This is a genomic window from Burkholderia sp. CCA53 (assembly GCF_001685525.1).
Lineage (GTDB): Bacteria > Pseudomonadota > Gammaproteobacteria > Burkholderiales > Burkholderiaceae > Burkholderia > Burkholderia multivorans.
The window spans coordinates 367750-392702 of sequence record NZ_BDDJ01000001.1 but is presented as its reverse complement, the minus strand read 5'-3'; the positions used below and the strand labels follow the sequence as shown (position 1 = coordinate 392702).

The following is a 24953-nucleotide window of genomic DNA, read 5'->3' as shown; positions in this document are numbered from 1 at the left end:
TCGGTTCCCGCGAGCGTTCCGGCGCCGTCACGAAGAGACTTGGAGACGACTCATGATCATCTACGGAACCGCGCTGCTGGCGTTCTGCCATCTGGCCGGGCTGTTTCTCGGCGATCTGCTGGGCGCCGCGATCGGCGTGAAAACCAACGTCGGCGGCGTCGGCATCGCGATGCTGCTGCTGATCTGCCTGCGGCTCTGGCTGCACCGGCGCGGCTGGCTGCCGAAGGAAACCGAGGCGGGCGTCGGTTTCTGGGGCGCGATGTACATCCCGGTCGTCGTCGCGATGGCGGCGAACCAGAACGTCGTCGCCGCGCTGAAGGGCGGCCCCGTCGCGCTGCTCGCGGCGGTCGGCGCCGTCGCGATCTGCGCATGCTGCATCGCGGTACTCGCCCGCACCGGACGCGACGACACCGCGTTCGCCGGTGTGCCGCAACTCGACGAACAGTGATGGAGGCCGCGATGCTGCAGATGCTCGAAAAGGTGGTGGCCCATAACGGGCTCGTCGCGTCGTTCGCGCTCGTCGGCCTGATCATGTGGCTGTCGTCGATCGCGTCGCGCAAGCTCACGTTCGGCCGCGTGCACGGCTCCGCGATCGCGATCGTGATCGGGCTCGCGCTCGCCTATGTCGGCGGCGCGCTGACCGGCGGCGAGAAGGGGCTGGCCGACGTGCCGCTGTTCGCCGGCATCGGCCTGATGGGCGGCGCGATGCTGCGCGATTTCGCGATCGTCGCGACCGCGTTCGAAGTGCAGCCGACCGAGGCGCGCAAGGCGGGGCTCGTCGGCGTCGTGTCGCTGCTGCTCGGCACCGTGCTGCCGTTCATCGTCGGCGCGTGCGTCGCGCGCGCGTTCGGCTATACCGATGCGGTCAGCATGACGACGATCGGCGCGGGCGCCGTCACGTACATCGTGGGGCCCGTCACGGGCGCGGCGATCGGCGCGAGTTCCGACGTGATTGCGCTCAGCATCGCGACCGGGCTCGTCAAGGCGATCATCGTGATGGTCGGCACGCCGGTCGCGGCCAACTTCATGGGCCTGAAGACGCCGCGCTCGGCGATGATTTTCGGCGGCCTGGCCGGCACCGTCAGCGGCGTCAGCGCCGGGCTCGCGGCGACCGACCGGCGGCTCGTGCCGTACGGCGCGCTCGTCGCGACGTTCCATACGGGCGTCGGCTGCCTGCTCGGGCCGTCGCTGCTGTTCTTCACGACGCGCGCGCTGGTCGGCGCGTGACTGCCGCGGATGCGGGCCGCTCGCGTGTGCGACGCGCCGGCGCGCATCCATCGCGGCGCCCTCTGAGTCGCATTGCCCAACATCATCAATCGGCGGCGCCGCGAGGCTTAGAATGCCGCAGAACCATCGAAGCAGGAGAACTGTTCATGACGGGATGGAATCACGCGCGGCAGGCGCGCGATGCGCGCATTGCGGCCGGCGCGGCGTTCGCGCGCGGCAAGCGCGTCGATGCGCGCGACGCGGTCGCGCTGCTCGAAGCGGTGCTGCGGCCCGGCGATCGCGTGTGCCTCGAAGGCGACAACCAGAAGCAGGCCGACCTGCTCGCGACCGCGCTCGCCGACGTCGACAGCGCGAAGGTGCACGACCTGCACATGGTGCAGTCGGGCGTCGTGCTGCCCGAGCATCTCGACGTGTTCGAGCGCGGCATCGCGAAGCGGCTCGACTTCGCATATTCGGGCCCGCAGTCGCAGCGCATCGCCAAGCTGCTGTTCGGCGGCAAGATCGCGCTCGGTGCCGTGCACACGTATCTCGAGCTGTTCGCCCGCTACTTCATCGATCTCACGCCGCACGTCGCGTTGATCGCCGCGGTCAGCGCGGATGCGGACGGCAACCTGTACACGGGCCCGAACACCGAGGACACGCCGACCGTCGTCGAAGCGACCGCGTTCAAGGACGGCATCGTGATCGCGCAGGTGGACCGCATCGTCGACAAGGTGCCGCGCGTCGACATCCCCGGCGATCGCGTGCATTTCGTCGTCGAGGCCGGCCGCCCGTTCTACGTGGAGCCGCTGTTCACGCGCGATCCGGCCGCGATCACCGAGACGCAGATCCTGACCGCGATGCTCGCGATCAAGGGCATCTACGAGCCGTACGGCATCAAGCGCCTGAACCACGGCATCGGCTTCAACACCGCGGCGATCGAGCTGCTGCTGCCGACCTACGGCGCGAAGCTCGGGCTGAAGGGCAAGGTCTGCACGCACTGGGCGCTCAACCCGCACCCGACGCTGATTCCGGCGATCGAATCGGGCTGGGTCGAGCAGATCCATTGCTTCGGTTCCGAGGTCGGGATGGATGAATACATCCGCGCGCGTTCCGACGTGTGGTTCACGGGCCCGGACGGTTCGCTGCGCTCGAACCGCGCGTTCTGTCAGACGGCCGGTCTCTATGCGTGCGACATGTTCATCGGCTCGACGTTGCAGATCGATCTGTCCGGCCATTCGTCGACGGTCACGGCGGAGCGGATCGCGGGCTTCGGCGGTGCGCCGAACATGGGCAGCGACGCGCGCGGCCGGCGTCATCCGAGCGAACCGTGGCTGAAGGCCGGCGCGGAAGCCGATCCCGATACGCCGGCCGCGCTGCGGCGCGGGCGCAAGCTCGTCGTGCAGATCGGCGAGACCTTCGGCGACAAGAACGTGCCGATGTTCGTCGAAAAGCTCGACGCGCTGAAGCTCGCGGACAAGCTGCAGCTCGATCTGGCGCCGATCATGGTCTACGGCGACGACGTCACGCACATCGTCACCGAGGAAGGCATCGCGAACCTGCTGATGTGCCGCGACCGCGACGAACGCGAGCAAGCGATTCGCGGCGTGGCCGGCTACACGGAAATCGGCCGCGGCCGCGACCGCAGGATGGTCGAGCGGCTGCGCGAGCGCGGCGTGATCCGCCGGCCGGAGGATCTCGGTATCGATCCGCTCGACGCGGACCGTCGCTGGCTCGCCGCGCGCTCGATCAAGGATCTCGTGCACTGGTCGGGCGGGCTGTACGCGCCGCCCGCCCGGTTCCGCAACTGGTAAGGAACAGCGCATGGAACAGTTGAACTATCGGTTCACCGCACGCGCGCGCGCGAAGGGCGAGCGGCCGATGGCGCTCGTCGGCGTCGTCGCGTCCGGCAATCTCGAGGTGCTCGTCGAGCGCGTACTGCCGGGCAACGAATGCGAGATCGACATCCGCACCGCGGCGATCGGCTTCGGCGCGGTGTGGCAGGCCGTCGTGTCGGATTTCGTCGAACGGCGCGCGCCGGGCGGCCTGAAGCTGTCGATCAACGACGGCGGCGCGCGGCCCGACATGGTGTCGCTGCGACTCGCGCAGGCCGTGCGCGCAATCGAAGGGGAGGTGTGATGACCGAAGCGATCCACGACGCGCCCGCATTCGTCGCGAACGCGGCGAGCTGGTACGAGGCGTCGGCGCGGCAGCGCGTCGATGCCTTGCTCGACGCCGGCAGCTTCACCGAATTCCTCGGGCCGGCCGAGCGCGTGACGAGCCCGCATCTGCCGCTGTTCGACCTGCCGCAGCAGTTCGACGACGGGATGATCGTCGGCTGCGGCCGGCTCGACGGCAAGCCGGTGTTCGTCGCCGCGCAGGAGGGCCGCTTCATGGGCGGCGCGTTCGGCGAAGTGCACGGTGCCAAGCTCACGGGCCTGCTGCGCGCCGCGCGCGACAGCGGCACGCCGGTGCTGATCCTGTTCGATACGGGCGGCGTGCGGCTGCAGGAAGCGAACGCGGGCGAGCTCGCGATTGCCGAGATCATGCGCGCGCTTGTCGACGCGCGCGTGGCCGGCGTGCCGGTGATCGGGCTGATCGGCGGCCGCGCCGGCTGCTACGGCGGCGGCGGGCTGCTCGCCGCGTGCTGCTCGGCGCTCGCGGTGTCGGAGCAGGGCCGCATTAGCGTATCGGGCCCCGAAGTGATCGAGACCAACCGCGGCGTCGAGCAATTCGACGCGAAGGACCGCGCGCTGATCTGGCGCACGATGGGCGGCAAGCACCGGCGGCTGATCGGCGGGGCCGAGCGCTACGTCGCCGACACGCCGGCCGCGTTTCGCGCGGCGGCGCTCGCGCTGCTCGAGCGCGCGCCGAAACTCGATGTCGCGACGCTGCGTGCCGAGCAGACGCGCCTCGACGCGCGCGTCGCGCGCTTCGGCGCCTGCGAGGATGCGCTCGACGTCTGGCGTGCGCTCGGCGCGCGCGTGCCCGAGGCGATCCCCGGCATGCCGGACGATGCGTTCGCGACGCTCGCCGACCAACTGCAGGAGCCGCAGCATGACGCTCGATGAGGTTTTGAATTCGCTGTTTCCGCACGGCCATGCCATCGCGCGCGAGCGCGGGCTGCTCACCGGCCACGCGTTGCTCGGCGGCGCGCGCGTCGACGTGATCGGTGTCGCCGAGCGCCTGCCGTTCGGAATCGACGAGGCGCTCGCGCTGTCCGCGCGCGTGCTCGACACGGTCGAGCGCGGCGACGCGACGCCGATCCTCGTGCTCGTCGACAGCGACAGCCAGCGGATGAGCAAGCGCGACGAATTGCTGGGCCTGAACGAAGCGCTCGCGCATCTTGCGAAGTGTCTGATGGTCGCGGACCAGGCCGGACATCGGACGATCGGGCTGCTGTACGGCCATACGGCCGCCGGCGCCTTCATCGCGACCGCGCTCGCGACGCGCACGCTGCTTGCGCTACCCGGTGCCGAGCCGGAGGTGATGGATCTGCCGTCGATGTCGCGCGTGACGAAGCTGCCGATCGACGTGCTGAAGGAGATGGCGCGGTCGACGGCCGTGTTCGCACCGGGGCTCGACAATCTCGTGAAGATGGGTGCCGTCGACGCGGTGCTCGATCCGGCGCGCGCGCTGGACGCGCAGCTGGCCGAATGGCTCGGCAAGCCGGCCGACCGCGTCGATCGCCGGGCGGCGCGCGGGCGTCCGGTCGCGGCCGACGTCGCCGCGCGCGTCGAGGCGCTCGCGCGTGCCGCACGCTGACGCACCGCTGCGCCGCCACACGCTCGTCACGCTGACGGCCGACGGCTGGCGCACGGCCTTCGCGCGCGATCCGGCGCTTGCCGCCGATCCCGTCGTGCGCGCGTGGGCCGACGGCGCGCGGCCGCTCGTGGTGCGCCGCGCGTCGCCGGACGAGGCGGCCGCCGGCCGCGTGCCGCTCGGCATACCGCTGCCGCCGGCTGCCGGCAAGCGCCGCATCGCGCTGAATGTCGCGCACAATGCAGTCGCGACGGCCGGCTCGCCGCCGGCGATTGCCGACGTGCTGGCGGCCGCGCCGCACGCGTGGCGGCTGACGCTGCGCGCACTCGACGCGCTCGGCGCGCGTTGCGGCGTGCAGGGCCGCGTGTTCGGCAGTCTCGCGTGGCAGGCGCTGACCGGCGACTCGTATCTGAGCGCATCGTCGGATCTCGACGTGCTGTTTCCGCTGCCGGCCGCGTCGTGCATCGCGCCGCTGCTCGACGGGCTCGCGGCGATCGCCGCGCACGCGCCGATGCGGATCGACGGCGAACTGCTGCGCGACGACGGCGCGGGCGTCAACTGGCGCGAACTGCAGGCGCGCTTGCCCGAAGTCGCGGTGAAGACGGCGATCGCCGTCGAGCTGATGCCCGCGGCCGCGTTTGCCGGAGACGCGCGGTGAGCGCCGCAGTCGTTTGCCGCGCGCGGGCCGCATCCTGGTCGCACGCCGACCGTATCGCGGCGCTCGCCGAGCGCAGCCTCGTGCTCGAAATCGAAACCTATCCGAAGCCGGGGCTCGTCAGCCACGTCGATACGGGCAGCCATTCGGATATGGACGCCGCGACGTTCGCGCGCAGCGCGGCCGTGCTACGGCCGTTCTTCGCGGAACTGGCCGACGCGGGCGCGCGCGATGCCGAGATGGCCGCGCTGCGCAAGATCGGCCTGCGCGCGGAGCACGCGATGCTCGCCGCGACGGGCGGCGTCAACACGCATCGCGGCGCGATCTTCGGGCTCGGACTGCTGTGCGCGGCGGCCGGCGCCCGCGCGCACGGCGGGGCGGCCGGTGCGCCTACGCTCGGCGCGTGGGTCGCGCGCCGCTGGGGCGCCGACATACTCGGCGGCCCGCGGCTGCCGGACAGCCACGGCGAACGCGCGAGCCGCCGCTACGGCGTCGGCGGCGCGCGCCGCGAAGCCGCGGACGGCTTTGCGACCGTGTACGGCATCGGCTTGCCTGCGCTACGGCGCGCGGCACGCGACGTGCCGGACGATCCCGAGGCCGCGCGCGTCGATGCGTGCTTCGCACTGATCGCCGCGCTCGACGACACGAATCTGCTGCATCGCGGCGGCCAGGCCGGCCTCGATTTCGCCCGCGCGACCGCGCGCGCGTTCGTCGCACGCGGTGGTGTGCGCGCGAGTGACTGGCGCCGGCACGCGGTGGCCGCGCATCGCGCGTTCGTCGCGCGACGGCTGAGCCCCGGCGGCGCGGCCGACCTGCTCGCGATGAGTCTCTTCGTCGATGCATTCGACGCCGGCGAGGGCGCGCGATGACGCTCGCGATCCTTTGCTCGGGGCAGGGCGCGCAGCGCGCCGACATGTTTGCGCTGACGGGCGCCGCGCCGCAGGCCGACGCGCTGTTCGCCCACGCGGGCCGGCTGCTCGGCGACGATCCGCGCGTGTGGGTGCGCGAGGCCGCGCCGGATGCGTTGCGCGAGAACCGCGCCGCGCAGATTCTCTGTACGGTGCAGGCGCTCGCGGCGGCCGCGCTGCTCGACGCGCTGTGGCCGCGTCGGCGCTGCGTCGCCGGCTACAGCGTTGGCGAAGTGGCATCGTGGAGCGTCGCCGGCAGCCTCGATCCGCACGACGCGCTCGATCTCGCGGACGCGCGCGCACGTGCAATGGACGCCGCGAGCGGCGGCGACGAGCGCATGGCGTTCGTGCGCGGCTTGTCGCGTGCGCAGCTCGCCGCACTGTGCGACGGGCGCGAGGCGGCGATCGCCATCGCGAACCCGGGCGATGCGTTCGTGATCGCGGGCCGCCAGGCGGATGTCGATGCGGTCGCCGCGGACGCGGCGCGCGACGGCGCCCAGCGCGTCGCGCCGGTCTGCGTGCGGATCGCTTCGCACACGCGGCGCCTGGCGGCCGCCGTGCCCGCATTCCGCGCGTCGCTCGCGGCCGTGCGCGTGCAGCGGCCGCTTGCCGGCACGCGATTGTTTTCGGGGATCGACGGCGCATCGGTGCTCGACGTCGACGCGGGCCTCGACAAGCTCGCCCGGCAGATCGCCGAGCCGGTCGAGTGGGCGGCCTGTCTTGCCGCATGCGTCGAAGCGGGCGCGACCGCGTTTCTCGAACTGGGGCCGGGCCGCGCGCTCGCCGACATGGCGAGCGGCGCCTACCCGGCGCTGCCGACGCGCAGCCTCGCCGATTTCCGCTCGATCGACGGCGTCGCGCAGTGGCTCGCGCGCGTCGCAGCGCACTGATCGGGCGCGTCGCAGCGCACGCATCGCCGCTCGCTCGCGGCCGAGTGTTGCGTCGGCGCAGCAGCGTCGCGACGCGCGCTTGCCACGCGATTCGGCATCGCTACAATGGCGCGCGCCATGAGACCAGCCGCCTTTCTCGTCGCCGCGCTCGGCTGCGCGGCGACTGCCCACGCCGCGCAGATTCCGTCCGACGCCGCCTCGGTCGGCGCCTATTTTTCATACGACAATGCGGCCGCCGACGCGACCGTCGCGCTGATCGCGCACGCGCAGCGGCGCGTGCTGCTCGCGGGCTACGCATATGTGCCGCCCGCGGTGGCGAGCGCATTGCGCGCGGCGCGCGTGCGCGGCGTCGACGTGCGCGTCGTGCTCGTGCGTTCCGCGCGGGCAGGCAAGTACAGCGGCGCCGGCTATCTGAAGTCGGCCGGCATCGATGTCGCGATCGATTCGCGGCGCACCGAGCCGATGCCGCGTTTCGTGATCGTCGACGACAGTGTCGCGCTGCCGACCTCGTCCGACGGCGCGGCTGCACAAGCCGAAACGGTCAACGTGTTCGAGCGCGCACCCGAACTCGCGCAGTCGTATACGCAGTCGTTCTGGCGGCTCTATCGGCAGGCGGCCGGACTCTGACGTTGCCCGACCGCGCTCGTGCGCGCAGTGCGCGCCGCGCGCGTACGCATCGTTCCCGTCGAGGCGCGCGGCAATCGCCGGTATGACCCCGCTTGCATCGGCCGCGTCGATGCACGAAGCTGCATGAGCAGGGCGCGCGCATCGTGCGATCGTTCCGGCGGCGCGCAGGGAGCCGATCATGTTCGAATGTTTCGCCGATCGGGCGGACGCGGGTAGCCAGCTGGCCGCCGCGCTGCACGCGTATGCGGCGCGCGACGACGTCGTCGTGCTCGCGCTGCCGCGCGGCGGCGTGCCGGTCGCCTATCCGGTGGCACGGGCGCTGCGCGCGCCGCTCGACGTGCTGGTCGTGCGCAAGCTCGGCGTGCCGTACGAGCCCGAACTCGCGATGGGCGCGATCGCGACGGGCGGCGCGATTCATCTGCAGTATTCGGTGATCCGGTCGCTGGGCGTGACCGACGCGCAAATTGCCGACGTGCTCGTGCGCGAAACCGCCGAGCTGAACCGCCGCGAAGCGCTGTATCGCGGCGCGTGGGCGCCGCTGCCGGTCGAAGGGCGCGTCGCGATCGTCGTCGACGACGGAGTCGCGACCGGCGCGTCGATGCGCGTCGCGCTGCAGGCGCTGCGCACACGGCATCCGGCGCGCATCGTCGCCGCCGTGCCGGTCGCGCCGGCCGGCATCGGCCCGACCTTCGACGACGTCGCCGATGCATTCGTCGCGGTCGCGCGGCCGCTGTCGTTCTTCGGGATCAGCCAGTTCTACGCGCGCTTCGAGCAGACCGACGACGACGAAGTGCGCGCGCTGCTCGACGCGGCGCGCGGATCGGACGACGGCGTCACGTCCGTCTGATCGCTCGCGCGCGATGCGGCCGCCGCCGTGCCGCTTCGGCGAGCGCGAACAGCCGCTGCAAGGCCGGATGAACGTCGTCGCGCCAGTGTGCGCCCGAAAAGAGGCCGTAGTGATCGCAGTCGTCGATGTCCGCGCGATGGCGGTCGCGCGCGTCGAGGCCGCTGCACATCGCGAGCGCCGCATGCGTCTGGCCAGCGCCCGTCACGGCATCGCGCGCGCCTTCGACGGTCAGCAGCGCGACGTCGCGCAGCGCGGCCGGGTCGACGCACCGGCCGCCGACCTCCCACGTGCCGTTCGCGATGCACATCCGCTGGAACACGACGTCGATCGTGTCGAGGACATATTCGGCCGGCATGTCGAGCAGTGCCGTGTACTCGCGCAGTGCGCGCCGCGCGGCCGCGAGCGCTGCCGGATCGAAGCGCGACGCGGCACGCGCATAGTCCTCGATCAGCGACAGGAAGCGCTGCGGATAGACGAGCGCGATCTCGCCTTGCTGCAGATAGGTCGGGAATACGGGGCGGCCGTGGCCCGCGAAGCCGGGCGGCACGATGTCGATCAGATTGCGACGGCACCACTCGAGCGAATGGGCGGCCGCGGCGGTGCCGAGCGTGCTCGGGTTGAGCCGCGCATCGAGCGGCCCGCCGATCAGCGTGAGGCTGGCGGGCGGCGCGAGCCCGCGCATCGCGCGCAGTGCGAGCGCGCCGAGCGCCGGCACGGTCGCCTGGCACACCGCGACGACGTGCACCGGACGGCCGCCGAGTGCGAGCGCGTCGATGAAGCCGTCGAGCATCGCGACATATTCGTCGAGCCCGAAGCGGCCGCACTCGAGCGGCACGTCGCGCGCATTGAGCCAGTCGGTCACGCAGACGTCGCCGTCCGCGAGCAGCGTCTCGACCGTCTCGCGCATCATCACTGCCGAATGACCGGCGAGCGGCACGCACAGCAGCACCGTGCGCCAAGCGTCCGCGCGCGCGAAGCGGCGCAGATCGCAGAACGCCGTATGCGCGATGACGCGTTCCTCGATCGCCACGTCGCGGCCGTCGATCGTCAACGGCCCGATGTCGAAGCCGGGCGGCCCGGCCGGCGCGCCGACGAGCGGCTCGAACAGATCGTCGTAGCACGACGCCGCTGCGCGCGGCAGCGTCGCCGACGGCCATGCATCGAACGCGTCGCGCGTCGCATCGCGCCACGCGCGCATCCATTCCCGCTGCTGCTCGACGAGTGCGTACCACATGGCGAACCTTCCGGCGGAATGGGCTGACACTGCATTATGGTCACTGCGCGCGCACAGCGGTGGGCGAATTCGCGGCCGGATGCGGCGCATTCCGTGTGCCTGCAGGCGTCGCATCGCGCGCCGCACGTGCTGCGTCGAGCGAAACGGCGCGGCGCTACCGCAGTCGTCGGTCCCGTTCCTGCCGGAGCGTTGCACTGAAGTCGATCGGCGCGCTCGATTCTGCGTTGGACCGTTGTGTCTCGATCTCGGCAAAACCGGCCGATCTCCCGTTCGAGCACAAGGCAGTGCCGGCAAGCCACGACTTCGACCGGCGTCGCGCGATCGGTCCGGGTGCCAAAGCGCGCCGACGCCCGTTGCCGACGACGGTGCGACGACGCGCCTCGATTCGACGCCGATCGGCCGACGATCTCGATCGACTGGCCGAGCCGCAGCGGCCGCCTTTCACCCGATACGATGGATCGACGCACGCACGACGCTCGTCCCGACCGCGTTTGCAGGCCTTCGCCTTCCTGCGACGGCCGATTGTTCGCGACGGCTGACAAGTGACTTCGCATTCGCGCCGTTTATCCGGCGGTCGCTCGTCCCTAGAATCCACTCCATCGAATCACGCGTTGCCTGATGGAGCCGATGATGAAAGCCCTGATCGAATCGAGCCTGTACCACCCGTCCGTCGTGTTGCCGCTTGCCGCGCTGACGCAGCTGATGGTCGAGCGCGATTTCAATCTCGGCCAGGTCGGCCTGATCGTCGCCGCGCGCGGTGCGCAGGCCGCCGTGTCGCGCTCGCGTGCGCTGATCTTCTGCCGCCACTGCGACGCGCACGCATGAGCGCCGCGCAGCGGTACCCATAAACGAAACGCCCGAACGGCGCGAGGCCGGTCGGGCGTTTCAGGGCCGGGCATGCCGGCCGTCCGATCAAGCCCCGGTTTCGACCGGGGCTTTTCGTTGCAGCGGTTGCAGCGCTTCGCGAGCGCGTGACGCTTCGCTTATGCGCGTGCCGTGGACGCGACGCGATACACGTCGGCGTCGTCGTTCTCGTCCTCGTCGCGCAGCCGGCGCACGAGCTGGTGCGCCTCGCGATGCGTCGCGACGGCGGGCGGCGAGCCCTTCAGCGGCTTGCGCGCGGTCTCGGCGAGCGCGACGACCGATACGATGCCGATCACGGCGGCGCCCATCATGTAGTAGGCGGGCATCATCAGGTTGTGCGTGACGTCGACGAGCCATGCGGTCATCAGCGGCGTCGTGCCGCCGAACAGCGACACCGACACGTTGAAGCCGATCGCGAGCGCGCCGTAGCGGATCTCGGTCGGGAACAGCGCGGGCAGCGCCGACGGCATTACGCCCGTGAAGCACGACAGCAGCACGCCGAGGATCAGCAGGCCGCCGAACACCGAGGCGGTCGTACCCGCATGGATCAGCAGCATCGACGGAATCGCGAGCACGAGCAGCCCGACGCAGCCGGCGAGCATCACCGGCTTGCGGCCGACGTGGTCGGACAGACGGCCGGCGGCGAGTGTCATCGGCATCATCAGCACCATCACGATCAGCACGAGCACGAGGCTGTGCGATTCGTCGAAGTGCAGCGTCGACGACATGAAGCTCGGCAGATACGACAGCACCATGTAGTCGGTCACGTTGAAGATCAGCACGAGACCGACGCAGAGCAGCAGCGCGCGCCAGTTGCGCAGCAGCGTTTCGCGGAAACGCGCCTTCGGCACGGCCTTGTCCTGCGCTTCGCGCTCCTCGGCCTGGCGCTTGAACGCAGGCGTTTCCTCGAGCTTCATGCGGATGTAGAGACCGATCAGGCCGAGCGGGCCCGCGATCAGGAACGGCACGCGCCAGCCCCACGACAGCAGCGCTTCCTGCGACAGCGACGCCGTGAGCAGCGCGACGACGCCCGCACCCATCACATAGCCGATCAGCGTACCGAATTCGAGGAAGCTGCCCATGAAGCCGCGGCGCTTGTCGGTCGAGAATTCGGCGATGAAGGTCGCCGCGCCGCCGTATTCGCCGCCGGTCGAGAAGCCCTGCACGAGCCGCGCGACGAGCAGCAGCACCGGTGCCATGATGCCGATCGACGCGTAGCTCGGGATCAGGCCGATCGCGAAGGTGCCGACGGCCATCATGATCATCGTCATCGCGAGCACGCGCTGGCGGCCGATGCGATCGCCGAGCGGGCCGAACACCATGCCGCCGAGCGGGCGCACGAGGAACGCGGCCGCGAACGTGCCGAAGGTGGCCAGCAGCTGCGCGGACGGGCTGCTGGACGGGAAGAACACTTTGCCGAGCGTGACGGCGATGTAGCTGTAGACGCCAAAGTCGAACCATTCCATCGCGTTGCCGAGCGCCATGGCGCTGACGGCGCGCTTGAGCAGGCTTTGATCGACGACGGTAATGTCGTCCGCGGCGAGCGGGGCCTCCGTGGACGACGAGGTGGAAGAAACAGCGGTCGGGCTGACGTGTGTTGCGGTCAAGGTCATGCACTCCTTTGACTGCGCCGGAACGGCGGGCCGTCCGACACGGTTTGCCGGCGAGCGCGATGTCGTGTGCTGCGCGTCGGGGCAGGCCATTAAGCGCTTAGTGCGCAAGGGCTTGCTTCGACGCGGGCCCGTTGGGCCGTCGCGACAGTGCGCTCATGAAGAATGGGCCGCGTGATGCGAGCGGCAGATGCCGGTGCGGACGGTGTCCAGCGTGCCGGCGGACGCCCCGAAAGGGCGACGAAACGAGAAAAGCGGGCCTGTCGGGCGGGCTTTCCTGTGGATGCAATTCCGAGCGAAGCGCCGGCCCGCGTGACGCGGACAAGCTTTCGTCGAAATCGAATAGACAGAGATTGAATGTTGAAACAGGCGACATGATAGCACGATGACAGACGATCGTGCAAATTGCCGTGAAACGCAGGCCTGGCGGGGCGCTCCGCGCGATCGGCTCCGGTATGATCGGCGGCGCGCGGCGTGCCGCGTGGGGCCTGCGACGCGGGCCGAATTCGCGAGGAACCGGATGACGGAACTGATGAAAATCGCGGCGTTGTTCGCCGTGACGGCGGTCGCCGAAATCGTCGGCTGCTATTTGCCGTGGCTCGTGCTGAAGACGGGGCGGCCCGTGTGGCTGCTCGCGCCCGCCGCGGTGTCGCTGGCGCTGTTCGCGTGGCTGCTGACGCTGCATCCGAGCGCCGCGGGTCGCACCTACGCGGCGTACGGCGGGATGTACATCGCGGTCGCGCTGATCTGGCTGCGTGCGGTCGATGGTGTGGCGCTCACGCGCTGGGACGCGGCCGGCGCGGCGCTCGCGCTGGCCGGCATGGCCGTCATCGCGCTGCAGCCGCGCGGATGAGCGGGCGGCGCGCGCCCGGCGGCCGCCGCCTTGTCATGCGGCTTCGGCCGTGTCGGCTTCGTCCGCCTGGCGCCACACGCATGCGCCCTTGACCGACTTGTCGAGATCGTCGAGCTGCGCCTGATGCTCGGCGAGCTCTTCGGCCGTGGCGGCGAGCACCGGCAGGTCCAGTGCCGCAAGCGACACGCGCTGGCCGTTGGCGGCGCCGGCGCCGCCCGCGTCGTCGTCGAGCATGTCGATGACGAGGCTGTCCTGGCCGCGCGTCATCGCGAGATAGACCTCGGCGAGCAGCTCCGAGTCGAGCAGCGCGCCGTGCAGCGTGCGGTGCGCGTTGCTGATACCGAAGCGGTCGCACAGCGCGTCGAGCGAGTTGCGCTTGCCGGGGAACATCTGCTTGGCCTGCACCAGCGTGTCGATCACGCCCGCGCAGTGCTCGCTGAACGGCGGCAGCCCGAGCAGCGCGAATTCGGCGTCGAGAAAGCCGAGGTCGAACGGCGCATTGTGGATGATCAGCTCCGCGCCTTTCACGAAGTCGAGAATCTGATGCGCGATTTCCGCGAACTTCGGCTTGTCGCTGAGGAACTCGGTCGTGAGGCCGTGCACGGCCAGTGCGCCCGGATCGCTGTCGCGCTCCGGATTCACGTAGAAGTGCAGGTTGTTGCCGGTGAGCCGCCGGTTCAGCAGCTCGACGCAGCCGATTTCGATGATGCGGTCGCCCGTGCGGGCGTTCAGGCCGGTGGTTTCGGTATCGAGAATGATCTGGCGCATGTCGGATAAATCGGGAAAGGCAAGAAAGCGGCCGTCGCTCAGGCCGCGAGCGAGGCGACGCCGCGATTCGCGAGCGCGTCGGCGCGTTCGTTTTCGGGATGGCCGGCATGGCCCTTGACCCAGCGCCACTCGACCTCGTGCAATGCGACGAGCGCGTCGAGCCGCTTCCACAGGTCGGCATTCTTCACCGGCGTCTTCGCGGCCGTGACCCAGCCCTTTTTCTTCCAGCCGTGGATCCACTCGCTGATGCCTTTCTGCACGTATTGCGAGTCGGTGTGCACGATCACGTGGCACGGGCGCTTCAGCGCTTCGAGCGCGGCGATCACGCCCATCAGCTCCATCCGGTTGTTCGTCGTGTTCGGCTCGCCGCCGAACAGTTCCTTCTCGCGTTCGCCGTAGCGCAGCAATGCGCCCCAGCCGCCGGGGCCGGGGTTGCCCTTGCAGGCGCCGTCGGTATAGATGTCGATGGTGTCGGTGGTCATGAATGTTCTTGATGGGTGGTCGGGGAGGCCGCCGGCGTCAGGCCCGGCGCGAGGACCGGCTTTTTCACCTTGATCGGGCCGACGAGCCGCATGCCGCGCACGCGCTTGACGGCCGTCACCATGTAGACGGCGCCGAAGATCGGCCACCAGCGGTCGCCCGCGGCTTCCATGAAGCCGTAGCGGGCGAGCCATTTGTCGGTGGCGAGCGGCGGCCGGTAGCAGCCGAAGCGGCCACGCTCGAGATCGAAGCCGAGCAGCTTGATCCAGTCCTTGAGCCGGATGAACGCGATCTGGTCGTGCGCGGCCGGCACGAACGGCCGGTTGGCCATCCGTCCGAACGATTGGCGCATTCCCCACAGGCTCAGCGAATTGAAGCCGGTGATCACGAGCTGGCCTTCCGGCATCAGCACGCGTTCCGCTTCGCGCAGCAGACGGTGCGGGTCGGACGTGAACTCGAGCGTATGCGGCATCACGATCAGGTCCACGCTTTGCGATTCGAACGGCAGGTCGACGAGATCGCACCACGTCGTGCTGCGATCTGTGGGCGCGTGGTGCGGCGCATGTGCATCGTGCGCGTGCGGAAAGCGGAAGGGCGCGCTCGCGCCGCTCGCCGGATCGAGCACGAGGCCGCGATACGGCATCCGGTTCTCGCGCAGCGCGTCGAGCTGCGGCAGGCCGAGCTGCAGCGCGTGAAACCCGAACACGTCGGACACGATGCGGTCGAGCTGCGCCTGCTCCCAGCCCAGCACGTAGCGGCCGGGCGGCGAGTCGGTCCAGGCGGGCCAGTCTATAATTTCTCGGTCAGACATAACGATGGTTGCGCGCCCATGAACGAGCTGGAATACGTGCCGGTGCCGGCATTCGAAGACAACTACATCTGGCTCGTGTCGGACGGTCGCGATGCGATCGCCGTCGATCCGGGTGAAGCCGAGCCGGTGCGCCGGGTTCTTGCCGAACGAGGCTGGCGGTTGACCGCTATTCTACTCACGCACCATCACGCCGACCATGTCGGCGGCGTCGCGGCACTGCAGGATAGCCAACCGGCCGATGTGCCATTGCCCGTGTACGGCCCGGCCGACGAGGCGATCGGCGTAGTCGCGCATCCGCTCTCGGGCGGCGCGCGCGTGACGCTCGACGCGCCGGCCGCGACGTTCGACGTGCTGGCCGTACCCGGTCACACGCGCGGCCATATCGCTTACTTCCAGCCCGCCGGTCCGCACACGCCGGTGCCGCACGTGTTCTGCGGCGACACGCTGTTCTCGTGCGGCTGCGGCCGCCTGTTCGAAGGCACGCCCGCGCAGATGCTCGCGTCGCTCGACGCGCTCGCGGCGCTGCCGGGCGACACGCGCGTGCATTGCGCACACGAATACACGCTGTCGAACATCCGCTTCGCGCTCGCGTGCGAACCCGGCAACGCGGCGCTCGCCGCCTGGCGCGACGAAGCGCAGGCGCTGCGCGCGCGCGGCGTACCGACGCTGCCGACGACGATCGCGCACGAGCGCGCCGTGAACCCGTTCCTGCGTGCCGACGCCGCCGCGATCCACGCGACGCTCGAAGCCGAATTGCACGAATCGGTGCCGGATCGTTTGACCGCCTTCACGCTGATGCGCGAATGGAAAAACCGGTTCAGATGAGCGATTCGCGAGGACTCCCAAAGCTCAAGCGGAGTCTGTAAAAATTGCTCCAAACTTTGGATTTCAATGACTTTTCGGTGTTTTTATTGACGTGAAGCACGCACTTCCGTAGTATCGCCAGCAATTTCCAGCCGTCGGAAGCCGAGATTTTCATGCGATTCATATTGAGCGCGCTGATGGTCCTGCTGCTCGCCGCTTGTGCGAGCCAGGGCCCTGTCGCCAACAACGCCGCCGATGCACAGGCGACGTCCAACTACCTCCGCAAGTCAGCCACCGCCAAAGAAACCGTCGACGTCGACAAGCAATCGGTCGGCGACCTCACCAGCGCAGACAGCGACCTGTGGGCGCGCATCCGCCGCGGCTTCCAGATGCCCGACCTGCAGAGCGACCTCGTCGACATGCAGACGACCTGGTACACGCAGCGTCCCGACTACGTGCAGCGCATGACCGAGCGGTCGCAGAAGTACCTCTATCACATCGTCGAGGAACTCGAGGCGCGTCACATGCCGACCGAGCTCGCGCTGCTGCCGTTCATCGAATCCGCGTACAACCCGCAGGCGCTGTCGGTCGCGAAGGCGGCCGGCATGTGGCAGTTCATGCCGGGCACGGGCCGCACCTACAACCTGAAGCGCAACATGTGGCAGGACGAGCGGCGCGACGTGCTCGCGTCGACGAGCGCCGCGCTCGACTATCTGTCGCGCCTGCATGACATGTTCGGCGACTGGTATCTCGCGCTCGCCGCGTACAACTGGGGCGAGGGCAACGTGCAGCGCGCGATCGCGCGCAACCAGGCGGCCGGTCTGCCGACCGACTACCAGAGCCTCAGGATGCCGAACGAGACGCGCAACTACGTGCCGAAGCTGCAGGCGGTGAAGAACATCATCGCGAATCCGCAGCAGTACGGGCTCGCGCTGCCGGACATTCCGAACCACCCGTATTTCGTGACGGTCACGACGTCGCACGACATCGACGTGGCCGTGGCCGCGAAGCTCGCGAACCTGTCGCTCGACGAATTCAAGTCGCTGAACCCGTCGTTCTCGAAGCCCGTGATTCTCGGCGCGACCGAGCCGCAGATCCTGCTGCCGTTCGACAACGCGGCCGCGTTCGAGAAGAACCTGAAGTCGTATTCGGGCCAGCTGTCGTCGTGGACGACCTACACGGTCAGCGAACGCGCGCGTCCGGCTGCAATCGCGGAAAAGATCGGCGTCGACGCCGATACGCTGATGGCCGTCAACAAGATTCCGGCCGGCATGCGGCTGAAGCCGGGCTCGACGATCGTCGTGCCGCGCGGCGACGACGATGACGAGGACATCAGCGCGGACGTCGCGGAAAACGGCGTGCTCGCGATGGAGCCCGACGTGCCCGATACGCGCAAGATGCTGATCCGCGTGCGCCGCAAGCAGTCGATGGCGACGATCGCGGGCCGCTACGGCGTGTCGGTTTCGCAACTGAAGGCATGGAACCGGACGCGCCGCGACCTCGTGCTGCCGGGCCAGGCGCTCGTGCTGCACGTGCCGGTCGGCCGCGCGGTGCCGGCCGAGCCGGGCCCCGAGCGGATCGCGACGTCGGTCGGCGGCGGCCGCATCGAGCGCGCGAGCCTGTCGACGGGCAGCAAGTCCGCGCGCGGCAAGCATGTCGCGAAGTCGGCGGCGCGTGCGACGAAGGCGGCGCCCGCCAAGGCCGAACGCGCGAAGGCCGCGCCGGCGAAAACGACCGCGCACAAGACGAAGAAAAAGTAAGCGACGCATTCGCGCGCGAGCCGGCTTGCGGCGCGCGACTGCGCTATCATCCGACGAAACGCCGTCACCGAGGTGACGGCGTTTTCGTTTGCGTGCGGCATCGTGCCGCGGCTGGATGGTGCTTCGATCGGGAGGAGCGATGTCGTCGGTGCAGGTCAGGGTGCTCGCGCTGTTTGCGCTCGGGTATTTCGTCTCGTATGTGTTTCGCGGCGTCAATCTCGGGTTCGCGCCGTTCGTCACGCGCGAACTCGGCCTGTCGGCGGCCGATCTCGGCCTGCTCACCAGTCTCTATTTCCTCGGCTTCGCGGGCGCGCAGATTCCGGCCGGCGTGATGCTCGATCATTTCGGCCCGCGCCGCGTGACGGCCGGCATGCTGCTGTTCGCGGCGGCCGGTGCGGCCGTGTTCGGCGCCGCGCACGGGCTCGGTACGATGATGATCGGCCGGCTGCTGATCGGCGTCGGCGTCTCGGTCTGCCTCGGCGCTGCGTTCAAGGCGCTCGCGCAGCATTTCCCGGTCGGCCGGCTGCCGTTCGTCAACGGGCTCGTGATGGCGGTCGGCGGGCTCGGCGGCGTCGCCGTCGGCTCGCCGCTGACCTGGCTGCTCGGCTGGACGAACTGGCGCACGATCTGCGTCGCGCTCGCGGTGCTGACCGTCGTCGTCGCGGCCGCGATCGGCTTCGGCGCGCCCGAGGCCGAGCGGCCGCGTCACCAGGGCAGCCTTGTCAGCCAGTTCAAGGGCACCTGGCACATCCTCGGCAGTCGCGCATTCTGGAAGATTTCGTCGTTTTCGATGGTCACGCAGGGCGTGTTCTACGCGATGCAGTCGCTGTGGGTCGGGCCGTATCTGCGCGACGTCGCGGGTTTCGATGCGCCGCACGCGGCGCGGCTCGTGTCGGTGCTCGGGTTCGCGATGATGGGCGGCTGCGTCGGCTTCGGCGCGGCCGCGCGCATGCTCGAGCGGCGCGGCGTGTCGGTCCATGCGTTCTGCAGCATCGGCATGCTGCTGTTCGTCGCGACGCAGGCCGCGATCGTCGCGCGCGTGCCGCTGCCGCCGGCCGTGCTCTGGGCCGCCTACGGGATGTTCGGCGGCGTCGGCATCCTGACCTATGCGGTGCTGGCCGGCCATTTCCCCGCGCAGCTGATCGGGCGCGCGAACACGACGCTCACGCTCGTGATCTTTCTGCTGATCTTCGCGTTCCAGATCGGTGTCGGCGCGGTGCTGTCGCACTGGGCGCCGGTCGACGGCCGCTATCCGGTCGCCGCGCACGTCGCCGCGTGGGGCGTGCTGCTTGCGCTGCAGGTCGCGAGCGCCGCGTGGTCGCTGTGGCCGGCACGCCATGCTGGTCAGCGCGCCGATCCGGCGGTACGCTGACGGATACGCGCGGCGAAATCGGGGCGGTAGCCGCGCGCGCGGCGGCCGGGCCGCATTGCGGCACGATCGGACGGCCGTATCGATTGAAGATAGGGCCATTTTCAGGCTATAATTTGAAAGTTTGTGCTGATCAACCTCGCACCCTAGCGCCTACCTCACTCATCCCGTTCATCCGCCGCACGCCGCCTGTCGGGCGTTGCCGCGAAGCCTCGTGCGCGCCGCGCCGGGTTCGCGTGTCGACGACTCAGGCTGCGTCCAGCTAGCGACCCCGCGCGCACGCCGCGCGGCGCTCGCGCGGCAGGGTAGACAGGTCGGCAGCAGGGTGTTCCCCAAGGAGCCTCCCGTGTTGCCGTCTTTTTCTCCCGCCTTGCTTGCACTTGCCGACGGCACGGTCTTTCGTGGTTATTCGATCGGGGCCGAAGGCCATACGATCGGTGAAGTCGTGTTCAACACCGCGATCACCGGCTATCAGGAAATCCTGACGGATCCGAGCTACGCGCGCCAGATCGTGACGCTCACCTATCCGCATATCGGCAACGTCGGCGTGAACGCCGAAGACGTCGAAGCCACGAAAGTCCATGCCGCGGGCCTGATCATCCGCGATCTGCCCACGCTCGCCTCGAACTTCCGGATGGAGCGCACGCTCGGCGACTACCTGCGCGACGAAGGCGTCGTCGCGATCGCCGGCATCGATACCCGCAAGCTGACCCGCATCCTGCGCGACAAGGGCGCGCAGAACGGCTGCATCCTCGCGGGCTCGGACGACGCAGCGAAGGCGATCGAACTCGCGCGCTCGTTCCCGGGCCTCGCCGGCATGGATCTCGCGAAGGTCGTGTCGACGACGAAGCCGTTCGAATGGAAGCAGACGGAATGGCGTCTCGGCAGCGGCTACGGGATGCAGGAAGCGCCGAAGTACCGCGTCGTCGCGTACGACTTCGGCGTCAAGTACAACATCCTGCGCATGCTCGCGGAGCGCGGCTGCCAGGTGACCGTGCTGCCCGCGCAGGCGAGCGCGGCCGACGCACTGGCGCTGAATCCGGACGGCATCTTTCTGTCGAACGGCCCCGGCGATCCGGAACCGTGCGACTACGCGATCGCGGCGACCAAGGAATTCATCGAGCGCGGCGTGCCGACGTTCGGCATCTGCCTCGGCCACCAGATCATGGGCCTCGCGGTCGGCGCGAAGACGCTGAAGATGAAGACGGGCCATCACGGCGCGAACCACCCGGTGAAGGATCTGGCCGACGGCCGCGTCGTGATCACGTCGCAGAACCACGGCTTCGCGGTCGACGCCGACTCGCTGCCGGCCAACGCGCGCGCGACGCACGTGTCGCTGTTCGACGGCACGCTGCAGGGCTTCGAGCTCACCGACAAGCCGGCGTTCTGCTTCCAGGGTCACCCGGAAGCGTCGCCGGGCCCGCACGACATCGGCTACCTGTTCGACCGCTTCACCGCCCTGATGGACGCGGCGAAGCAGCGCAGCGCCTGAACGGCGCGCGCACGGAGGCTCGCATCATGTTCGGTCACGCACTCGGCATCACGGATCTCTGGACCTATGTGTTCGGCGTGATCTTCATCATCCTGCTGCCGGGGCCGAATTCGATGTACGTGCTGTCGCTCGCGGCGCAGCGCGGCGTGAAGGCCGGCTATCGCGCGGCCTGCGGCGTGTTCGTCGGCGATACGGTGCTGATGGTGCTGTCGGCCGCCGGCGTCGCGTCGCTGCTGAAGGCGAACCCGCTGCTGTTCTCGGTCGTCAAGTACGGCGGTGCCGCGTATCTGCTCTACATCGGCACCGGCATGCTGCGCGGCGCGTGGCGCAAGCTGCGCGCGAGCGCCGATGCGCCGGACGAAGCGCCGCGCGCGGTCGACGGCGACCGGCCGTTCCGCAAGGCGCTGATCGTGAGCCTCCTGAATCCGAAGGCGATCCTGTTCTTCATTTCGTTCTTCATCCAGTTCGTCGATCCGGCATTCCCGCATCCCGCGCTGTCGTTCGCGGTGCTCGGCGCGATCGCGCAATGCGCGAGCTTCCTGTACCTGAGCACGCTGATCTTCGCGGGCGCACGGCTCGCCGAGCATTTCCGCCGCCGCCGCAGGCTCGCGGCCGGCGCGGCGAGCAGCGTGGGCGGCCTGTTCATCGGCTTCTCGGTGAAACTCGCGCTCGCCACCATGAGCTGAGCGCAGCCGGCCGACCACGACAACGATTACTTATTGAATTCACAAGCCATGCCAAAACGCACAGACATCAAAAGCATCCTCATCATCGGCGCCGGCCCGATCATCATCGGCCAGGCGTGCGAGTTCGACTACTCGGGCGCACAGGCATGCAAGGCGCTGCGTGAGGAGGGCTACAAGGTCATTCTCGTCAACAGCAACCCGGCGACGATCATGACCGACCCGAACACGGCCGACGTCACCTACATCGAGCCGATTACCTGGGAAGTCGTCGCGCGCATCATCGAGAAGGAGCGCCCGGACGCGATCCTGCCGACGATGGGCGGCCAGACCGCGCTGAACTGCGCGCTCGACCTGCATCACCACGGCGTGCTCGAAAAGTTCGGCGTCGAGCTGATCGGCGCGTCGCCCGAGGCGATCGACAAGGCCGAGGACCGCCAGAAGTTCAAGGACGCGATGACGAAGATCGGCCTCGGCTCCGCGAAGTCGGGCATTGCGCACTCGATGGAAGAGGCGAGCAAGGTGCACGCGGAGATCATGGCGGCCACCGGCGGCAGCGGCTATCCGGTCGTGATCCGCCCGTCGTTCACGCTCGGCGGCTCGGGCGGCGGCATCGCGTACAACCGCGAGGAATTCGAGGAAATCTGCAAGCGCGGCCTCGATCTCTCGCCGACGCGCGAGCTGCTGATCGAAGAATCGCTGCTCGGCTGGAAGGAATACGAGATGGAAGTCGTGCGCGATCGCGCCGACAACTGCATCATCGTCTGCTCGATCGAGAACCTCGACCCGATGGGCGTGCACACCGGCGACTCGATCACCGTCGCGCCGGCGCAGACGCTGACCGACAAGGAATACCAGATCCTGCGCAACGCGTCGCTCGCGGTGCTGCGCGAGATCGGCGTCGATACGGGCGGCTCGAACGTGCAGTTCGCGATCAACCCGAAGGACGGCCGGATGGTCGTCATCGAAATGAACCCGCGCGTGTCGCGTTCGTCGGCGCTCGCCTCGAAGGCGACCGGCTTCCCGATCGCGAAGGTCGCGGCGAAGCTCGCCGTCGGCTACACGCTCGACGAGCTGAAGAACGAAATCACCGGCGGCCAGACGCCCGCGTCCTTCGAACCGACGATCGACTACGTCGTCACGAAGATCCCGCGTTTCGCGTTCGAGAAATTCCGCGAAGCCGATTCGCGCCTGACCACGCAGATGAAGTCGGTCGGCGAAGTGATGGCGATCGGCCGCACGTTCCAGGAATCGTTCCAGAAGGCGCTGCGCGGCCTCGAGGTCGGCGTCGACGGTCTCGACGAGAAGTCGACCGATCGCGACGAAATCGCGATCGAGATCCACGAGCCGGGCCCGGATCGTATCTGGTACGTCGGCGACGCGTTCCGGATCGGCATGACGGCCGAGGAAATCTACGCGGAAACGGCGATCGACCCGTGGTTCCTCGCGCAGATCGAGCAGATCATCCTGAAGGAGAAGGCGCTCGCGGGCCGCACGCTCGCGTCGCTGACGGCCGACGAACTGCGCTTCCTGAAGCAGAGCGGTTTTTCCGACCGCCGCCTCGCGAAGCTGCTCGGCGCGAAGCCGAACGACGTGCGCCGCCGTCGCGTCGAACTGAACGTGCGCCCCGTGTACAAGCGCGTCGATACCTGCGCGGCCGAGTTCGCGACGAAAACCGCGTACATGTACTCGACCTACGAGGAAGAGTGCGAGGCGCAGCCGACGTCGAACAAGAAGATCATGGTCCTCGGCGGCGGTCCGAACCGGATCGGCCAGGGCATCGAGTTCGACTACTGCTGCGTGCACGCCGCGCTCGCGATGCGCGAAGACGGCTACGAGACGATCATGGTCAACTGCAACCCGGAAACGGTGTCGACCGACTATGACACGTCCGACCGCCTGTACTTCGAGCCGCTGACGCTCGAAGACGTGCTCGAGATCGTCGACAAGGAAAAGCCGGTCGGCGTGATCGTCCAGTACGGCGGCCAGACGCCGCTGAAGCTCGCGCTCGACCTCGAGGCGCACGGCGTGCCGATCATCGGCACGTCGCCGGACATGATCGACGCAGCCGAAGACCGCGAGCGCTTCCAGAAGCTGCTGCAGGACCTCGGCCTGCGCCAGCCGCCGAACCGCACCGCGCGCAACGAAGAGGAAGCGCTCGAGCTGGCCGCCGAAATCGGCTACCCGCTCGTCGTGCGTCCGTCGTACGTGCTCGGCGGCCGCGCGATGGAAATCGTCCACGAGCCGCGCGATCTCGAGCGCTACATGCGCGAGGCCGTGAAGGTGTCGAACGACTCGCCGGTGCTGCTCGACCGCTTCCTGAACGATGCGATCGAATGCGACGTCGACTGCATCTGCGACGGCGAAGCCGTGTTCATCGGCGGCGTGATGGAGCACATCGAGCAGGCGGGCGTCCACTCGGGCGACTCGGCATGCTCGCTGCCGCCGTACTCGCTGTCGAAGGAGACGGTGGCCGAGCTGAAGCGCCAGACCGCCGCGATGGCGAAGGCGCTGAACGTCGTCGGCCTGATGAACGTGCAGTTCGCGATTCAGCAGGTGCCGCAGGCGGACGGCTCGAAGCAGGACGTCATCTACGTGCTCGAAGTGAACCCGCGCGCCTCGCGCACGGTGCCGTACGTGTCGAAGGCGACGAGCCTGCCGCTCGCGAAGATCGCGGCGCGCGCCATGGTCGGCCAGAAGCTGGCGCAGCAAGGCGTGACGAAGGAGATCGAGCCGCCGTATTTCAGCGTGAAGGAAGCGGTGTTCCCGTTCGTGAAGTTCCCGACCGTCGATCCGGTGCTCGGGCCCGAAATGCGCTCGACCGGCGAAGTGATGGGTGTCGGCCGCACGTTCGGCGAGGCGCTGTTCAAGTCGCAGCTCGCGGCCGGCTCGCGCCTGCCGGAGTCCGGCACGGTGCTGCTGACGGTGATGGACGCCGACAAGCCGAAGGCCGTCGAAGTCGCGCGCATGCTGCACGACCTCGGCTATCCGATCGTCGCGACGAAGGGCACGGCTGCCGCGATCGAAGCGGCCGGCGTGCCGGTGAAGGTCGTCAACAAGGTGAAGGACGGCCGTCCGCACATCGTCGACATGATCAAGAACGGCGAGATCGCGCTCGTGTTCACGACCGTCGACGAGACGCGCCAGGCGATCGCCGACTCGCGTTCGATCCGGATGAGCGCGCAGGCGCACAAGGTCACGTACTACACGACGATGTCGGGCGCACGCGCGGCGGTCGAGGGGCTGCGCTACCTGAAGGATCTGGAAGTCTATGATTTACAAGGTCTTCATGGTCGCCTAAACTAAGCGGTCAGTTACCTGTCGAAGCAT

24 protein-coding genes are annotated in these 24953 nt (G+C 69.0%); 19 read left to right on the top strand and 5 right to left on the bottom strand.

Annotated features, from left to right (window positions below):
- The first annotated feature begins 52 nt into the window (after nucleotides 1-52).
- The 11 genes from madL (at nucleotide 53) to BCR55_RS01740 (ending at nucleotide 8895) form a co-directional block, all read left to right on the top strand.
- Nucleotides 53-448, top strand: coding sequence for a malonate transporter subunit MadL (gene madL, locus BCR55_RS01790; protein ID WP_006401079.1), 396 nt, complete (start codon nucleotides 53-55; stop codon nucleotides 446-448).
- 11 nt (nucleotides 449-459) lie between these two features.
- A complete protein-coding gene (gene madM, locus BCR55_RS01785) occupies nucleotides 460-1227 on the top strand; it encodes a malonate transporter subunit MadM (RefSeq protein WP_006407445.1) in 768 nt (255 codons plus the stop codon).
- A 146-nt stretch (nucleotides 1228-1373) separates the two neighbouring features.
- Nucleotides 1374-3020, top strand: coding sequence for a malonate decarboxylase subunit alpha (mdcA, locus tag BCR55_RS01780; protein WP_006401077.1), 1647 nt, complete (start codon nucleotides 1374-1376; stop codon nucleotides 3018-3020).
- Nucleotides 3021-3030: 10 nt separating this feature from the next.
- Nucleotides 3031-3345 carry a malonate decarboxylase acyl carrier protein gene (mdcC, locus tag BCR55_RS01775; RefSeq protein ID WP_065494084.1) on the top strand — a complete coding sequence of 105 codons (315 nt, stop codon included), beginning with the start codon at nucleotides 3031-3033 and terminating at the stop codon, nucleotides 3343-3345.
- Nucleotides 3342-4277 (top strand): biotin-independent malonate decarboxylase subunit beta, encoded by a 936-nt coding sequence (locus tag BCR55_RS01770; RefSeq protein WP_065494083.1) that lies wholly within the window; start codon nucleotides 3342-3344, stop codon nucleotides 4275-4277. The genes mdcC and BCR55_RS01770 overlap by 4 nt, the downstream gene beginning before the upstream one ends.
- A complete protein-coding gene (mdcE, locus tag BCR55_RS01765; RefSeq protein ID WP_006408683.1) occupies nucleotides 4264-4971 on the top strand; it encodes a biotin-independent malonate decarboxylase subunit gamma in 708 nt (235 codons plus the stop codon). The genes BCR55_RS01770 and mdcE overlap by 14 nt, the downstream gene beginning before the upstream one ends.
- Complete coding sequence (gene mdcG / locus BCR55_RS01760; RefSeq protein WP_065494082.1) at nucleotides 4958-5626, top strand: malonate decarboxylase holo-[acyl-carrier-protein] synthase; 669 nt, start codon at nucleotides 4958-4960, stop codon at nucleotides 5624-5626. The genes mdcE and mdcG overlap by 14 nt, the downstream gene beginning before the upstream one ends.
- Nucleotides 5623-6492 carry a triphosphoribosyl-dephospho-CoA synthase MdcB gene (gene mdcB, locus BCR55_RS01755; protein WP_065494081.1) on the top strand — a complete coding sequence of 290 codons (870 nt, stop codon included), beginning with the start codon at nucleotides 5623-5625 and terminating at the stop codon, nucleotides 6490-6492. Before mdcG ends, mdcB begins: the two co-directional genes overlap by 4 nt.
- A complete protein-coding gene (gene mdcH, locus BCR55_RS01750) occupies nucleotides 6489-7421 on the top strand; it encodes a malonate decarboxylase subunit epsilon (protein ID WP_065494080.1) in 933 nt (310 codons plus the stop codon). Before mdcB ends, mdcH begins: the two co-directional genes overlap by 4 nt.
- 105 nt (nucleotides 7422-7526) lie before the next feature.
- Nucleotides 7527-8048, top strand: a complete 522-nt coding sequence (locus BCR55_RS01745; RefSeq protein WP_043279671.1) for a phospholipase D-like domain-containing protein — start codon at nucleotides 7527-7529, stop codon at nucleotides 8046-8048.
- A gap of 178 nt (nucleotides 8049-8226) precedes the next feature.
- Nucleotides 8227-8895, top strand: coding sequence for a phosphoribosyltransferase (locus tag BCR55_RS01740; protein WP_065494079.1), 669 nt, complete (start codon nucleotides 8227-8229; stop codon nucleotides 8893-8895).
- Here BCR55_RS01740 and phaZ read toward each other — a convergent pair.
- The gene (phaZ, locus tag BCR55_RS01735) at nucleotides 8882-10129 is read right to left on the bottom strand and encodes a polyhydroxyalkanoate depolymerase (RefSeq protein ID WP_065494078.1); all 1248 of its coding nucleotides are present in this window, start codon (nucleotides 10127-10129) and stop codon (nucleotides 8882-8884) included. The two genes, BCR55_RS01740 and phaZ, sit on opposite strands and share 14 nt — an antisense overlap.
- 627 nt (nucleotides 10130-10756) lie before the next feature.
- Between phaZ and BCR55_RS01730 the strand changes: the two genes are divergently transcribed.
- Complete coding sequence (locus BCR55_RS01730) at nucleotides 10757-10954, top strand: hypothetical protein (protein ID WP_006401066.1); 198 nt, start codon at nucleotides 10757-10759, stop codon at nucleotides 10952-10954.
- Between the two features lie 158 nt (nucleotides 10955-11112).
- Here BCR55_RS01730 and proP read toward each other — a convergent pair whose 3' ends face one another.
- A complete protein-coding gene (gene proP / locus BCR55_RS01725) occupies nucleotides 11113-12606 on the bottom strand; it encodes a glycine betaine/L-proline transporter ProP (protein ID WP_006401064.1) in 1494 nt (497 codons plus the stop codon).
- A gap of 517 nt (nucleotides 12607-13123) precedes the next feature.
- Between proP and BCR55_RS01720 the strand changes: the two genes are divergently transcribed.
- Nucleotides 13124-13456 carry a YnfA family protein gene (locus BCR55_RS01720; protein ID WP_006401062.1) on the top strand — a complete coding sequence of 111 codons (333 nt, stop codon included), beginning with the start codon at nucleotides 13124-13126 and terminating at the stop codon, nucleotides 13454-13456.
- Nucleotides 13457-13489: 33 nt separating this feature from the next.
- Here BCR55_RS01720 and dnaQ read toward each other — a convergent pair whose 3' ends face one another.
- From dnaQ to BCR55_RS01705, 3 genes are read right to left on the bottom strand one after another with little or no spacing between them, the layout of a single operon-like run.
- Nucleotides 13490-14224: a DNA polymerase III subunit epsilon gene (gene dnaQ, locus BCR55_RS01715; RefSeq protein ID WP_006401060.1), complete on the bottom strand. Its 735-nt coding sequence runs from the start codon at nucleotides 14222-14224 to the stop codon at nucleotides 13490-13492.
- 38 nt (nucleotides 14225-14262) lie between these two features.
- On the bottom strand, nucleotides 14263-14706 hold the full coding sequence (gene rnhA, locus BCR55_RS01710; protein ID WP_006401058.1) for a ribonuclease HI: 444 nt from the start codon (nucleotides 14704-14706) through the stop codon (nucleotides 14263-14265).
- A complete protein-coding gene (locus BCR55_RS01705) occupies nucleotides 14703-15515 on the bottom strand; it encodes a class I SAM-dependent methyltransferase (protein WP_065494077.1) in 813 nt (270 codons plus the stop codon). Before BCR55_RS01705 ends, rnhA begins: the two co-directional genes overlap by 4 nt.
- An 18-nt stretch (nucleotides 15516-15533) precedes the next feature.
- Here BCR55_RS01705 and gloB point away from each other — a divergent pair, with 18 nt between their 5' ends.
- From gloB to carB, 6 genes are all read left to right on the top strand, one after another.
- A complete protein-coding gene (gloB, locus tag BCR55_RS01700; RefSeq protein ID WP_065494076.1) occupies nucleotides 15534-16340 on the top strand; it encodes a hydroxyacylglutathione hydrolase in 807 nt (268 codons plus the stop codon).
- Between the two features lie 152 nt (nucleotides 16341-16492).
- Nucleotides 16493-18079 (top strand): transglycosylase SLT domain-containing protein, encoded by a 1587-nt coding sequence (locus BCR55_RS01695; RefSeq protein WP_006405095.1) that lies wholly within the window; start codon nucleotides 16493-16495, stop codon nucleotides 18077-18079.
- Nucleotides 18080-18218: 139 nt separating this feature from the next.
- Nucleotides 18219-19451, top strand: coding sequence for a nitrate/nitrite transporter (locus BCR55_RS01690; protein ID WP_065494075.1), 1233 nt, complete (start codon nucleotides 18219-18221; stop codon nucleotides 19449-19451).
- A gap of 343 nt (nucleotides 19452-19794) precedes the next feature.
- Entirely contained in the window at nucleotides 19795-20940 is a 1146-nt protein-coding gene (gene carA, locus BCR55_RS01685; protein WP_006417390.1) for a glutamine-hydrolyzing carbamoyl-phosphate synthase small subunit, read from the top strand.
- A gap of 26 nt (nucleotides 20941-20966) precedes the next feature.
- Nucleotides 20967-21626, top strand: coding sequence for a leucine efflux protein LeuE (gene leuE, locus BCR55_RS01680; RefSeq protein WP_012213689.1), 660 nt, complete (start codon nucleotides 20967-20969; stop codon nucleotides 21624-21626).
- A gap of 48 nt (nucleotides 21627-21674) precedes the next feature.
- Complete coding sequence (gene carB, locus BCR55_RS01675) at nucleotides 21675-24929, top strand: carbamoyl-phosphate synthase large subunit (protein WP_065494074.1); 3255 nt, start codon at nucleotides 21675-21677, stop codon at nucleotides 24927-24929.
- The last annotated feature ends 24 nt before the right edge of the window (nucleotides 24930-24953 follow it).

Coding starts and splice junctions, on each gene's coding strand:
- BCR55_RS01690 (WP_065494075.1), top strand. CDS start 18,219: ATGTCGTCGGTGCAGGTCAGGGTGCTCGCGCTGTTTGCGCTCGGGTAT.
- madM (WP_006407445.1), top strand. CDS start 460: ATGCTGCAGATGCTCGAAAAGGTGGTGGCCCATAACGGGCTCGTCGCG.
- mdcE (WP_006408683.1), top strand. CDS start 4,264: ATGACGCTCGATGAGGTTTTGAATTCGCTGTTTCCGCACGGCCATGCC.
- mdcA (WP_006401077.1), top strand. CDS start 1,374: ATGACGGGATGGAATCACGCGCGGCAGGCGCGCGATGCGCGCATTGCG.
- carB (WP_065494074.1), top strand. CDS start 21,675: ATGCCAAAACGCACAGACATCAAAAGCATCCTCATCATCGGCGCCGGC.
- phaZ (WP_065494078.1), bottom strand. CDS start 10,129: ATGTGGTACGCACTCGTCGAGCAGCAGCGGGAATGGATGCGCGCGTGG.
- proP (WP_006401064.1), bottom strand. CDS start 12,606: ATGACCTTGACCGCAACACACGTCAGCCCGACCGCTGTTTCTTCCACC.
- madL (WP_006401079.1), top strand. CDS start 53: ATGATCATCTACGGAACCGCGCTGCTGGCGTTCTGCCATCTGGCCGGG.
- mdcH (WP_065494080.1), top strand. CDS start 6,489: ATGACGCTCGCGATCCTTTGCTCGGGGCAGGGCGCGCAGCGCGCCGAC.
- leuE (WP_012213689.1), top strand. CDS start 20,967: ATGTTCGGTCACGCACTCGGCATCACGGATCTCTGGACCTATGTGTTC.
- BCR55_RS01740 (WP_065494079.1), top strand. CDS start 8,227: ATGTTCGAATGTTTCGCCGATCGGGCGGACGCGGGTAGCCAGCTGGCC.
- rnhA (WP_006401058.1), bottom strand. CDS start 14,706: ATGACCACCGACACCATCGACATCTATACCGACGGCGCCTGCAAGGGC.
- BCR55_RS01745 (WP_043279671.1), top strand. CDS start 7,527: ATGGCGCGCGCCATGAGACCAGCCGCCTTTCTCGTCGCCGCGCTCGGC.
- BCR55_RS01720 (WP_006401062.1), top strand. CDS start 13,124: ATGACGGAACTGATGAAAATCGCGGCGTTGTTCGCCGTGACGGCGGTC.
- BCR55_RS01730 (WP_006401066.1), top strand. CDS start 10,757: ATGATGAAAGCCCTGATCGAATCGAGCCTGTACCACCCGTCCGTCGTG.
- BCR55_RS01695 (WP_006405095.1), top strand. CDS start 16,493: ATGCGATTCATATTGAGCGCGCTGATGGTCCTGCTGCTCGCCGCTTGT.
- gloB (WP_065494076.1), top strand. CDS start 15,534: ATGAACGAGCTGGAATACGTGCCGGTGCCGGCATTCGAAGACAACTAC.
- BCR55_RS01705 (WP_065494077.1), bottom strand. CDS start 15,515: ATGTCTGACCGAGAAATTATAGACTGGCCCGCCTGGACCGACTCGCCG.
- dnaQ (WP_006401060.1), bottom strand. CDS start 14,224: ATGCGCCAGATCATTCTCGATACCGAAACCACCGGCCTGAACGCCCGC.
- mdcC (WP_065494084.1), top strand. CDS start 3,031: ATGGAACAGTTGAACTATCGGTTCACCGCACGCGCGCGCGCGAAGGGC.